This is a genomic window from Pseudotamlana haliotis (genome assembly GCF_008806375.1).
Classification (GTDB): domain Bacteria; phylum Bacteroidota; class Bacteroidia; order Flavobacteriales; family Flavobacteriaceae; genus Pseudotamlana; species Pseudotamlana haliotis.
The window spans coordinates 126246-140065 of sequence record NZ_WAAT01000037.1; the positions used below are offsets into that span (position 1 = coordinate 126246).

At 36.0% G+C, this 13820-nt stretch carries 10 protein-coding genes; 9 read left to right on the plus strand and 1 reads right to left on the minus strand.

All coding sequences use genetic code 11. The features are described 5' to 3' along the window. Window positions 1-66 precede the first annotated feature (66 nt). A complete protein-coding gene (gene metK / locus F6U93_RS06820) occupies window positions 67-1320 on the minus strand; it encodes a methionine adenosyltransferase (RefSeq protein WP_150938146.1) in 1254 nt (417 codons plus the stop codon). A 605-nt stretch (window positions 1321-1925) separates the two neighbouring features. Between metK and ilvD the strand changes: the two genes are divergently transcribed. From ilvD to argC, 9 genes are all read left to right on the plus strand, one after another. Continuing rightward, on the plus strand, window positions 1926-3608 hold the full coding sequence (gene ilvD / locus F6U93_RS06825) for a dihydroxy-acid dehydratase (protein WP_150938148.1): 1683 nt from the start codon (window positions 1926-1928) through the stop codon (window positions 3606-3608). A gap of 56 nt (window positions 3609-3664) precedes the next feature. Next, window positions 3665-5395, plus strand: coding sequence for a biosynthetic-type acetolactate synthase large subunit (gene ilvB / locus F6U93_RS06830; RefSeq protein ID WP_150938151.1), 1731 nt, complete (start codon window positions 3665-3667; stop codon window positions 5393-5395). Window positions 5396-5408: 13 nt separating this feature from the next. Next, window positions 5409-5942: an acetolactate synthase small subunit gene (gene ilvN / locus F6U93_RS06835; RefSeq protein WP_150938153.1), complete on the plus strand. Its 534-nt coding sequence runs from the start codon at window positions 5409-5411 to the stop codon at window positions 5940-5942. Between the two features lie 17 nt (window positions 5943-5959). After that, on the plus strand, window positions 5960-7435 hold the full coding sequence (ilvC, locus tag F6U93_RS06840; protein WP_150938155.1) for a ketol-acid reductoisomerase: 1476 nt from the start codon (window positions 5960-5962) through the stop codon (window positions 7433-7435). Window positions 7436-7445: 10 nt separating this feature from the next. Beyond that, window positions 7446-8708, plus strand: a complete 1263-nt coding sequence (gene ilvA / locus F6U93_RS06845; RefSeq protein ID WP_150938157.1) for a threonine ammonia-lyase IlvA — start codon at window positions 7446-7448, stop codon at window positions 8706-8708. A 162-nt stretch (window positions 8709-8870) separates the two neighbouring features. Next, on the plus strand, window positions 8871-10463 hold the full coding sequence (locus tag F6U93_RS06850; protein WP_150938159.1) for an NADP-dependent glyceraldehyde-3-phosphate dehydrogenase: 1593 nt from the start codon (window positions 8871-8873) through the stop codon (window positions 10461-10463). 485 nt (window positions 10464-10948) lie between these two features. Continuing rightward, a complete protein-coding gene (locus F6U93_RS06855) occupies window positions 10949-11515 on the plus strand; it encodes a hypothetical protein (RefSeq protein WP_150938161.1) in 567 nt (188 codons plus the stop codon). Window positions 11516-11545: 30 nt separating this feature from the next. Beyond that, window positions 11546-12724, plus strand: coding sequence for an argininosuccinate synthase (locus F6U93_RS06860; protein WP_150938164.1), 1179 nt, complete (start codon window positions 11546-11548; stop codon window positions 12722-12724). Next, complete coding sequence (gene argC / locus F6U93_RS06865) at window positions 12724-13701, plus strand: N-acetyl-gamma-glutamyl-phosphate reductase (protein WP_150938166.1); 978 nt, start codon at window positions 12724-12726, stop codon at window positions 13699-13701. The genes F6U93_RS06860 and argC overlap by 1 nt, the downstream gene beginning before the upstream one ends. Window positions 13702-13820: the final 119 nt, after the last annotated feature.

Consider the following 13820-nt stretch of genomic DNA (forward strand, 5'->3'; position numbering starts at 1 on the left):
TAAAACGAAAAAAGCCTCACAAAAATGTGAGGCTTTTTTTAATATCTATTTTTAAAACATTCCGAATTACAATCCGAAAGCAGTTTTTACTTGATCAACATAGTCTAGTTTTTCCCATGTAAATAATTCTACATCTAGAGTAACGGTTTCACCAAACGGTTGAGAAAAGGTTTTAGTAACCGTTTCATTTTTACGACCCATGTGTCCGTAAGCCGCAGTTTCACTATATATAGGAGCACGTAATTTTAGGCGCTCTTCAATAGCAAATGGGCGCATATCGAAAATTTGAGTTACTTTTTCAGCAATTTCACCATCGGTCATGTTAAACGGACAAGTTCCATAAGTATCAATAAAGATTCCCATAGGTTCAACAACACCAATTGCATAACTTACTTGTACTAAAACTTCGTCGGCAACACCTGCCGCAACAAGGTTTTTGGCAATGTGTCTTGTAGCATAAGCAGCACTTCTATCTACTTTACTTGGGTCTTTTCCAGAGAAAGCACCACCACCATGAGCACCTTTTCCACCGTAGGTGTCTACAATAATTTTACGTCCCGTTAAACCGGTATCACCATGAGGACCTCCAATTACGAATTTCCCTGTAGGGTTGATGTGGTATTTAATATCATCGTTAAATAATTTCTGCAAACTTTCAGGAAGTTTTGAGATGACACGAGGAATTAAAATATCAACAATATCCTTTCTAATTTTCGCAAGCATCGCTTCATCTTCGTCAAAATCATCATGCTGGGTTGAAACAACAATCGCTTCTATGCGCTGAGGTACATTGTTATCGTCATATTCAATAGTCACCTGACTTTTAGAATCTGGTCTTAAATAGGTGATGTCTTTATTTTCTCTTCTTAATTCAGCAAGTTCTTGTAAAATTAAGTGCGACAAATCTAAAGCTAAAGGCATGAAGTTTTCAGTTTCGTTGGTCGCGTAACCAAACATCATTCCTTGGTCACCCGCACCTTGCTCTTCTTTACTGCCACGGTCTACACCTTGGTTGATGTCTTCCGATTGTTCGTGAATTGCCGATAATACACCACATGAATTGCCATCAAACATATACTCGCCTTTGGTGTAACCAATTTTGTTGATGGTGTCTCTAGCAATTTTTTGAACATCTAAATAAGTGGTCGATTTTACTTCTCCTGCAAGAACAACTTGCCCTGTAGTTACTAAAGTTTCACAAGCCACTTTCGATTCGGTATCAAAAGCTAAAAAATTATCTATTAAAGCGTCACTAATTTGATCTGCTACTTTGTCTGGGTGCCCTTCAGAAACACTTTCCGAAGTGAATAAATAAGCCATAAAATATTAAATTACAGTAAGATTTGACGAATACGTCGAAGGAAGTTTACACTGCCTTTAGCATTTTTATTTATGTTGAAACATGCTCAACATAAAGAGGTTGCAATCAGTCAAATCTTTCCTCTGTTGTTTTGTGCCGCAAAAGTAAAAAAAATAAAGAAAATGAACAGGGCTTTTTTATTTTTTAAGAAATAATTGCTATTTAAATTTAATTTACGAATATTTGTCGCTTCAATATGAAAAATCAAATTATCCAAGTCATCTCTATTATTGTCATTGTGATTATCTCACAAGGCTAGGGAATGCTATAATTTAATTGAAATAAACTTTATAGGCTTTCCCAAAATGGAAGGCTTTTTTTATGCCATTTTTTTTCATTTTTGAACATCATAAAAATATCGGTTTAAATAGCTGAATATCAGTTCGTTGAATTGTTTTTTATGATTGTGAATTTAACCAGAAATAATAAATATAAGGGCTGATGACGCCTTAATAAATTACTTTCGAATCTTATTTAAGATTTTAAAGAATATGTATTGATAAGTTGATAAAACTTAGAATAATCATATAAATTAAGAAAAAGCATAAAATTATTTGCAACAAACATGAAAGAACTTAATAAACATAGTAGAAGGCTTACTCAAGATGAATCTCAACCAGCATCTCAAGCCATGTTATATGCGGTAGGATTGACTGATGAAGACATGAATAAAGCGCAGGTAGGTATTGCAAGTACCGGTTATGATGGAAATCCATGTAACATGCACTTAAACGGGTTGAAAGATGAGGTCAAAATTGAATGTAACATTGCAGGACTCGTTGGTTTAGGGTTTAATACTATTGGTGTTAGTGATGGTATTTCTATGGGGACTTCAGGAATGAATTATTCATTGGCTTCTCGTGATATCATTGCCGATTCTATTGAAACGGTCATGAATGCGCAAAGCTACGATGCCTTAATTTCTATTGTAGGTTGTGATAAAAATATGCCAGGAGCAGTTATCGCGATGTTGCGTTTAAATCGTCCATCTGTTATGATGTACGGTGGTACGATTGCTTCAGGAAAATATAAAGGAAGAAAATTAAATATTGTATCTGCTTTTGAAGCTTTAGGTCAGAAAGTGGCTGGAGAAATTGATGAAGAGGAATACAGAGAAATTATAAAAAGTGCCATTCCAGGAGCGGGAGCTTGTGGAGGGATGTACACAGCAAACACGATGGCTTCGGCGATAGAATGTATGGGCTTTGCTTTACCGTATAACTCATCGATTCCTGCTGAAAACCCAAACAAACTTTCTGAAAGTGAAAGAACAGCAAGAGCGGTTAAAAATCTATTAGAGTTAGATTTAAAGCCTTTAGATATCATTTCTAAAAAGTCTATTGAAAACGCTATTGCTATTGTAAACGCTTTAGGAGGTTCTACCAATGCGGTACTACACTTTTTAGCGATTGCTCATGCGGCAGATATTGAATTTACATTAGAGGATTTTCAACGTGTTAGTGATAGAACACCGTTAATAGCCGATTTAAAACCTAGTGGTAAATACCTGATGGAAGATGTTCACGGTATTGGTGGAACGCCAGCGGTTATGAAATATCTATTAGATAATGGCTATTTACATGGTGATTGTATGACGGTTACTGGTAAAACTTTAGCTGAAAACTTGAAAGATGTAGAACCATTAGAATTTGAAAATGATCAAGACGTTATTTATCCAAAAGATAAGGCCTTAAAATCTTCAGGGAATTTACAAATCCTTTACGGAAACTTGGCTGAAGAAGGCGCTGTAGCAAAAATTTCAGGAAACGAAGGTTTGCTTTTTGAAGGAAAAGCGGTGGTTTATGATGGTGAACAAGCTGCAAATACAGGAATTTCTAACGGGGAAGTTGAAAAAGGAGATGTCGTCGTCATCCGTTATGTTGGTCCTAAAGGTGGTCCAGGGATGCCAGAAATGCTTAAACCAACCTCGTTAATTATGGGTGCTGGTTTAGGGAAATCTGTAGCTTTAATTACAGATGGTCGTTTTTCTGGAGGAACACACGGGTTTGTTGTAGGTCACATAACGCCAGAAGCACAAAATGGAGGAACTATTGGTATCTTGAAAACAGGTGATAAAATTAGAATAAGTGCTGAAGATAATTCAATTAATGTACTTATCTCTGATGAAGAATTAGCTGAAAGAAAAGCACAATGGGTTCAACCAGAATTAAAACATAAAAAAGGAATTCTATATAAGTATGCCAAATCTGTAGCTTCAGCATCTAAAGGCTGTGTTACAGACGCATAAAAAGATATTTTCATTTCCGAGTCATCGGGAATCTCACAAATTAAAAATTGTGAATTATGGAAACAAAAACATTAAACAAAGAAGAAGTGGCAAATAAAACACAACGAATTACAGGTTGCGAAGCAGTTGTAAGGTCTTTAATAGCCGAAGGTGTTGATATTCTTTACGGGTATCCAGGAGGTGCTATTATGCCGGTTTATGACGAATTATATAAATTTCAAGATCAAATTCATCATGTCTTAACGCGTCATGAACAAGGAGCTGCACACGCTGCTCAAGGTTTTGCGCGTATTTCAGGACGTGTAGGTGTGGCTTTGGCAACTTCAGGTCCAGGAGCAACAAATTTAATTACAGGAATTGCCGATGCGCAAATCGATTCTACGCCTTTAGTATGTATTACAGGGCAGGTGGCTTCGCACTTATTAGGTAGCGACGCCTTTCAAGAAACGGATATTGTTGGTATTTCTACACCAGTTACAAAATGGAACGTACAAGTTACTAAGTCTGAAGATATTCCAGCAGCTATTGCTAAAGCCTTTTATATCGCTAAAAGCGGAAGACCAGGGCCTGTGTTAGTTGATATTACTAAAGATGCACAGTTTGGTGAGTTAGACTTCAACTACGAAAAATGTAAAGGGGTTAGAAGTTATAACCCAATTCCAAAAACAAGTCAAGATGCTGTTAACGCTGCCGCGGAATTAATTAATAGTGCTAAAAAACCCATGATTGTTTGGGGGCAAGGTGTTATTCTTGGTGAAGCTGAAGCAGAATTAAAAGCAGTGGTTGAAAAAGCAGGGATTCCTTCTGCATGGACCATCTTAGGAGCTTCTGCATTACCATCAACTCATCCTTTAAACGTAGGTATGGTAGGGATGCACGGTAACTACGGGCCAAATAAATTAACCAATGAATGTGATGTATTAATTGCCATCGGTATGCGTTTTGACGACCGTGTTACTGGCGATTTAAACACTTATGCGAAGCAGGCTAAAGTAATTCACTTTGATATTGACCCTGCTGAGATTAATAAAAATGTGCAGTCTGATGTAGCTGTTTTAGGAAACTCTAAAGAAAGTTTAGCCATGTTAGCTGAAGCTTTAGAGGAAAAAAGCCATGAATCTTGGTTAAAAGAATTTAAAGACTTGTATCAAATAGAATATGATGCGGTTATTGATAAAGATGTGAACCCAACCAAAGAAGGTTTAACCATGGGTGAGGTGATCAAACAAATCAATATCGCTTCTGAAGGGAATGCGGCTATTGTTTCTGATGTAGGACAACACCAAATGATTGCTTGTCGTTATGCCGATTTTAATGTATCTAAAAGTAATATTACTTCCGGCGGATTAGGAACTATGGGCTTTGCGCTTCCAGCAGCTATTGGTGCTAAAATGGCAGCGCCTAACCGTGAGGTTGTTGCAATTATTGGTGATGGTGGTTTTCAAATGAACATTCAAGAGCTTGGAACCATTTTTCAACAGAAAGTACCAGTGAAAGTTGTGGTTTTAAACAATGAGTTTTTAGGAATGGTGCGTCAGTGGCAGCAACTGTTTTTCGATAAGCGTTATGCTTCTACTGAAATGACCAACCCTGATTTTGTAACCATCGCCAAAGGCTATCACATTGAAGGAAAACGCGTGACCAATCGTAAGGATATGGAAGCTGCAGTGAAAGAAATGATCGCTTCAAAAGACTCTTATTTCTTAGAAGTTTGTGTTGAAAAGGAAGATAATGTATTTCCAATGATTCCTTCTGGAGCATCCGTTTCAGATGTACGATTAAGCTAAATAAAGAAAAGACATGAGTGAAGATATAAAAACATTTACGATTTCTGTTTACACCGAAAATAACATCGGTTTATTAAATCGTATTTCAGCAATTTTTCAGCGTAGACATATCAATATTGAAAGTTTAACCACATCGCAATCAGAAATCGATGGGGTAAACCGTTTTGTTATTGTAGTGAATTTAACAAAATCAAGAGCAGAGAAAATTGTAAAGCAAATTGAAAAACAAGTTGAGACTATAAGAGCATATTATCACACCGATGAAGAGACTATCTTTACAGAATCTTGTATGTTCAAAATAAAATCAGAGTTGTTATTTGAGGAGCCTCAAATTCAAAATATAATCAAAGAAAGTAACACACGTATTGTAACCGTAAACAAAGAGTTTTTTGTTCTTGAAAAATCAGGAAGAAGAAACGAAATAGAAGCTTTACGTCGCGATTTAAATGTGTTTGGTATTATGCAGTTTGTACGTTCAGGACGTATTGCTGTAACTAAAGATGAAATGAAAATAACCGAATTGCTTAGCGCATTCAATAATCAATAATAACAATTAAATTAAAAATGGGAAATTATTTTAACACCTTATCGTTAAGAGATAAATTAAATCAACTATCGAAGTGTAGATTCATGGACACTTCAGAGTTTGCTGATGGAGTAGACGCTTTAAAAGGCAAGAAAGTTGTCATTGTAGGTTGTGGGGCGCAAGGTTTAAATCAAGGTTTAAACATGAGAGATTCTGGATTAGATATTTCTTATACTTTACGTGATGCTGCTATTGCTGAAAAACGTGCTTCTTTTGTTAACGCAACAGAAAACGGTTTTGAAGTAGGAACTTACGAAGAGTTAATTCCAAAAGCTGATTTAGTATTAAACTTAACGCCAGATAAGCAACATACCAATGTGGTAAAGGCCGTTATGCCTTTAATGAAAAAAGGAGCGACTTTAGCTTATTCTCATGGTTTCAATATTGTTGAAGAAGGGATGCAAATTCGTGAAGACCTAACTGTAATTATGGTGGCGCCTAAGTCTCCAGGTTCAGAGGTTCGTGAAGAGTATAAAAGAGGTTTCGGTGTACCAACATTAATCGCGGTTCACGAAGAAAACGATCCAGAAGGAAAAGGTTGGGCACAAGCGAAGGCTTATGCAGTTGCAACTGGTGGTGATAGAGCTGGTGTATTAGCATCTTCTTTTATTGCTGAGGTGAAATCTGATTTAATGGGTGAGCAAACTATTCTTTGTGGTTTATTACAAACTGGTTCTATTTTATGTTTCGATAAAATGGTTGAAGAAGGTATCGAGCCAGGTTATGCTTCTAAATTAATTCAATATGGTTGGGAAACTGTAACTGAAGGTCTTAAATATGGTGGGGTAACTAACATGATGGATCGTCTTTCTAACCCAGCAAAAATTAAAGCTTTTGAATTATCAGAAGAATTAAAAGATATCATGCGTCCGTTATTCCAAAAGCATATGGATGATATCATTGAAGGTCGTTTTTCTGCAGGAATGATGGCAGACTGGGCTAATGATGATAAAGATTTATTAGGATGGAGAGCTGCTACAGCTGAAACAGCATTTGAAAAAACACCTGCTGGAGATGTTGAGATTTCAGAGCAAGAGTACTACGATAACGGATTGCTTATGGTTGCTATGGTAAGAGCTGGTGTTGAATTAGCTTTCGAAGCTATGGTAGATTCTGGAATTATTGATGCTTCTGCTTACTACGAGTCTTTACACGAAACACCATTAATTGCTAACACGATTGCAAGAAAGAAATTATACGAAATGAACGCTGTGATTTCTGATACTGCTGAGTACGGATGTTACTTATTTGATCACGCTTGTAAGCCTTTATTAGCTGATTTCATGAAAACAGTGAGTACAGATGTTATTGGTAAAGCTTACGCTAAAGATAACGGTGAAGCTGTAGATAACGCTAAACTTATTGCAGTAAACAAAGCATTAAGAAATCACCCAGTTGAAAAAGTAGGTGAGTTCTTAAGATCTTCTATGACGGCTATGAAGCCAATAGTTTAAATTTCAACTTATGAACAAGGAAAACACATATTTTCCTAAGTTAAGTGATATAAAGGTAGCTGCCGATACGATTAAAAACGTATCGGCAGTTACGCCTTTAGGGCATAGCTTAAGGTATTCTAAACAGTTTGACGCAAACATTTATTTGAAGCGTGAAGACCTTCAGCAAGTGCGTTCTTATAAAATTAGAGGCGCTTATAATAAAATCAGTTCGCTTACTAAAGATCAAGCTAAACATGGAGTGGTATGTGCCAGCGCCGGAAATCATGCTCAAGGTGTGGCTTTGTCATGCAAATTACTTCAAATTAAAGGCACCATTTTTATGCCTACACCAACGCCTAAACAGAAAGTAGAGCAGGTAGCGATGTTTGGTGATGATTTTGTTGAAATCAAATTAGTTGGTGACACTTTTGATGATGCGAGTAAGGCAGCTATTGAAGAATGTGACGCTCTAAACAAAACATTCATCCATCCTTTTGATGATAAAAAAGTCATTGAAGGTCAGGCTACAGTAGCTTTAGAAATTTTAGAGCAAGCTAAAACACCTATCGATTATGTGTTCATTCCCATTGGTGGTGGCGGTTTGGCTTCAGGATTATCTTCCGTGTTTAAGGAGCTTTCTCCAAACACAAAAATTGTAGGAGTAGAGCCTCAAGGCGCGCCTTCTATGACGGTTTCTATCGAAAATAATAAGAATACCGAGCTGGATTATATCGAAAAGTTTATTGACGGAGCTGCTGTAAAACGAGTTGGTGATTTAAATTTTACCATCTGTAAAGAAAATTTAGATGCGACGCTAACTGTTCCGGAAGGTAAAGTTTGTGAAACTATATTAGAGCTTTACAATAAAGATGCTATTGTGGTTGAACCCGCTGGTGCTTTGAGTATTTCTGCTTTAGATTTCTATGCGGAAGACATTATAGGTAAAAACGTTGTGTGCGTGGTAAGTGGTAGTAATAATGATATCACCAGAACACCAGAAATTAAAGAACGCGCTTTATTATACGCCAATTTAAAGCATTATTTTATTGTGAATTTTCCGCAACGTGCCGGAGCTTTAAAAGAATTTGTGGTGGATATTTTAGGTGAAAATGATGATATTACCTACTTCCAATATGCTAAAAAAACCAATCGAGAAAACGGTTCGGCAGTAGTTGGTGTGCAGTTAAAATCATCAGCAGATTTAGAGCCGCTCATTGCTAAAATGAAACAGCGTAATTTTTTTGGTGATTACCTCAATGATAAGCCCGACTTGTTTCAGTTTTTGGTTTAAAAAGCTTCAATTCCTCGAAAACGTTTTCGTTTCATTCCTTCAAAATATCAAAGGTTTATCTGTCGATTTAAGGCAAATTTCAGTTACTTTGGGTTAAATGTAATGTCTGCTATTATATTTAAATTAATAGAGCACCATCAGGCATGCTAAACATAAAATATCATGAAAACCAGTTTCCAGGAAATTCCAGAAGCCTACAAAATAACATCACTATTTCATCAAAATACCTATCTCGTTAATGGAGAGCTAAAAGCTTGGGAAGGCGATACGGCCGAAGTATATTCAACCATTTCATCAACTCCAGAGTATAAGCCAACACTTTTAGGAACGATTCCGCAGTTAGGGGAGAAAGAAGCTTTAGAAGTTTTAGATTCTGCGACAGCTGCCTATGATAATGGTAAAGGACTATGGCCAACTATGAAAGTAGCCGATAGAATTGCGTGTATGGAAGCTTTCGTAGAGCAAATGAAACTTAAGCGAGAAGAAGTTGTAAAACTTTTAATGTGGGAGATTGGCAAGAATTTACCAGATTCAGAAAAGGAATTCGATAGAACGGTAGAGTATATCTACGATACGATTGAAGCTTACAAGCAAATAGATAGATCTTCAGCTAAATTTGAAAAATCAGCTGGTGTTTATGCACATATTCGTCGCGGGCCATTAGGGGTGGTTTTATGTTTAGGACCATATAATTACCCATTAAACGAAACGTTTGCCTTGTTAATTCCAGCTTTAATTATGGGAAACCCTGTAATCTTTAAGCCTGCTAAACATGGGGTGTTATTAATATCTCCACTTTTAGAAGCTTTTCAAAGCAGTTTTCCGGAAGGTGTTGTGAATATTGTTTATGGTCGCGGACGTGTATTAGCAGCGCCAATAATGAAATCTGGAGCCATCGATGTACTTGCTTTAATAGGGAATAGTAAGTCCGCTAACATTCTTCAAGCCCAACACCCAAAAGGAAATAGGTTGCGCATGGTTTTAGGTCTAGAGGCTAAAAACCCAGCGATTGTATTGCCAGATGCCGATTTAGATTTAGCCGTTGATGAATGTATCGCAGGAACCTTGTCTTTTAACGGGCAACGTTGTACAGCTTTAAAAGTACTTTATGTTCATGAATCTGTTGTTGAAGAATTTAACAGACGTTTTGCCTATAAAGTAGATCAACTTAAATTTGGTAACCCTTGGGAAGAAGGTGTAAAATTAACACCGCTTCCAGAAGTAGATAAACCGGCGTACATTCAAGAATTAATTGATAATGCCTTAGAAAAAGGTGCAACGGTTTTAAATAAAAAAGGAGGTGAAACATGCAAGAACTATATTTTCCCTGCTGTTTTATATCCTGTTTCTAAAGATATGCGTGTTTATGAGGAAGAGCAATTCGGACCGGTAATTCCTGTGATTCCATTTTCAGATATTGAAGAGCCTTTAGACGATATGGCAGAATCAGATTATGGTCAGCAAGTGAGTTTGTTTGGTAAAAACATTCATACTTTGTCTCCATTAATTGACACTTTAGTTAACCTAGTATGTCGTGTAAACTTAAACAGTTCATGCCAACGTGGCCCAGATGTTTATCCTTTTACAGGGCGTAAAGATTCGGCATCAGGAACTTTAAGTGTGCATGATGCTTTGCGTTCTTTTTCAATTAGAACCTTTGTAGCATCAAAAGACAACGAATATAATAATGCCATTCTTACAGAATTATTAGAGAAAAAGACCTCTAATTTTATCAGTACAGATTATATTTTATAAGGTGTATTTTCCTTAAAGCTATAATTTGTAAATGATAAAAAAGTCTTGCAAAATTTTGACTTATTATGGATGACGCATTCAATTAGTAATAATTATACAATTTCATCTTTTTTTTGTTGCATTGTTCATAATAAGTTGTAATTTTACGCCTTATATTAACGAAAGGGGCTTTTGCCGACGATTTAGAGTTAATAGTTAAGGTAGTTATTCAGTGAAAACAGGAAGCAACATATCTCTTATCTCTTGTGTTTTAGTCATGTTTACTAAACCAGTTGTTGCGCGTATTCCTCAAAACCGCCCCTAGGGGCTAGTCAGTTTAAGAAAGCGGTTCGCTTTCGGATTTTCGTTATTTATTAAAGTGTAATTTTGGTTAAGTTTTTATGTTGAAACCTGCGTGTTTTAGTGTGTTATTTAGCCCCATATTGAGCTGATTGGCTCGTGTTTTACTAATTATGTAATTGTGCTGTAGTAAGCATGAATTAAAAATGGAGACAATATTGGACATTGAACTAGAAGGCGTGATTGAAGAAGCGGAAGCTTACTGCGAAAAGGAAGGACTAGAAATAGAACTTGTTTACAAGCTTTCAAATAAATCATTAGAAACGATTTCAGAACGATCTAAAGAGTTGCCTACATTATATTATGTAAATGTAGAAATGCTTAGAAAACGAGTTGGGAATGGGTGTTTTGTTTTAAAAAAATCTGGAGTAATTTATGGCCATATTTTTGTTCATGAGCACCAGGTTAAAGGGCATTTTGTATACGAACGTTCATCGCTATGGGTAGACAATATCTATAGAAGCTGCAACCTTGGTTTATTATTAATGTATAAAATGACCGAGTTGTTTAGCGATACATTTCTAATATCAATTGCGCAAACAACCAAGGTACATCATTACAATGAGTTGTTAGGAATGACCCATGTGTCGCTATCTAAAATGTCTAAAGTCTTGGTTGAAGAGCTTGAGAAATTAGGGAAATTAAGAGATGAACTCAATTACAGGTATTATGTTAATGCTTGCTTTGCAGCAGAAATAGGACAAATAAAATAAAAAATAAGTTATATAAATAGAGTTAGTAAAATGAAAAAATTAGTAATAGCATACAGTGGTGGATTAGATACCTCATACTGTGCAGTAAGTTTATCAAAGGAGTACGACGTTCATGCGGTAAGTGTAAACACAGGCGGTTTTACTAAAGAAGAAATTACGCACATAGAAAGTAACGCTTATAAAATGGGGGTTACAAGTTATAAAAGTATTGATGCGGTAGCAACTTTTTATCAGAAAGTTGTGAAGTATTTAATTTTTGGAAATGTATTAAAAAACAGTACTTACCCACTTTCTGTAAGTGCAGAACGTATTATTCAAGCGATTGAAATCGTAGAATATGCAAAAAGCATTGGTGCAGAATATATTGCTCACGGGAGTACAGGAGCAGGGAATGATCAAGTACGTTTCGATATGATTTTTCAAACATTGGCACCTGGTATTAAAATTATCACCCCAATTAGAGATGAAAAATTAACAAGACAAGAAGAAATTGATTATTTAAAATCTGAAGGTATTGATATGCCTTGGGAGAAATCAAAATATTCTGTAAATAAAGGACTTTGGGGAACCAGTGTTGGAGGTGTTGAAACCTTAGAATCTGAAAAACCATTACCAAGTGAAGCTTACCCATCTCAATTAGAAAAAGAAGGGGAAGAAAAAGTTGTGCTGACTTTTAAAAACGGTGAGTTAACGGCTTTAAATGGGGGTGAAAATGAACCTCAAATAAATATTGAAAAACTAAATGATATCGCTTCTAAATATGCAATTGGTAGAGATATTCATGTTGGTGATACGATTGTTGGAACTAAAGGACGTGTCGGTTTTGAGGCTGCTGCAGCGTTAATTACTGTAAAAGCGCACCATTTATTAGAGAAACACACTCTAACAAAATGGCAACTACAACACAAAGAATATTTGTCTAGTTTTTACGGCATGCATTTACATGAAGGCCAGTATTTAGACCCAGTAATGAGAGATATGGAAGCGTTTTTACAGAGTTCTCAAAACATGGTTTCGGGTGATGTGACGGTTTCATTAAAACCATATCACTTTTCATTAGACGGTATTGTTTCTAGTCATGATTTAATGTCTAGTAAGTTTAGTACCTATGGTGAAGAAAACAAAGCATGGACTGCAGATGACGCTAAAGGATTTATCAAAATCTTAGGTAATCAAAATAAAATCTATCAACAAGTAAATTCAAAATAATGATTCAAGTTGGTATCATAGGTGGCGCAGGCTACACGGCAGGAGAATTGATTAGATTATTAATCAATCATCCAGAAGCTCAAATTAACTTTGTTTTTAGTACCAGTAACGCTGGAAACCAAATAAGCAAAGTACATCAGGATTTAGTAGGCGATTTAGATTTAAAATTTACAGACACCGTAAATCCAGATGTTGATGTGCTGTTTTTATGTTTAGGTCATGGAAATTCTGTGAAGTTTTTAGAAGCTAATACCTTTTCTGAAAACACAAAAATTATTGACTTAGGAAACGATTTTAGATTGGAAGCCGATAAGGTTTTCAAAGGGAAAACCTTTGTCTATGGATTGCCAGAATTACAACGCGAAGCGATTAAAGAAGCTAATTATTTAGCAAATCCTGGTTGTTTTGCAACAGCTATTCAGTTGGCGCTTTTACCGCTGGCTGAAGCTAATAAGTTGAACAATGATGTGCATATTAATGCGGTTACTGGTGCTACAGGCGCAGGAACGTCATTATCTGCTACAACGCATTACACCTGGCGTGATAACAATTTTTCGTATTACAAGCCTTTTACGCATCAGCATTTAGGGGAAATTAACCAGTCGGTGAAACAATTACAAAGCAATTTTTCATCGGAAATCCTGTTTATGCCAAATCGCGGAAATTTCTCAAGAGGAATTTTTGCAACGGTTTATACCGATTATGAAGGCTCGGTTGAAGAAGCCAAAGACTTGTTTAATGCCTATTATAAAGATGCGGCTTTTACCTTTGTTTCAGATGATTTTTTACACCTTAAACAAGTGGTGAATACAACGAAGTGTTTAATTCATTTGCATAAACACAACGGGAAACTTTTAGTAACAAGCATTATTGATAACCTTTTAAAAGGGGCCTCTGGACAAGCGGTTCAGAACATGAATTTAATGTTTGGTTTAGAAGAAACCACAGGATTAGCTTTAAAAGCGACTTATTTTTAAGAGGCTTTTAAGGTTTTAAATAATGATTTTTGATAATGTTAACATAAGGAAACACAGTCTTTTAGCGATAAAGGTATCAAAAATGGTTATTTTTGTACAACAACTAAATAAAATTCGGG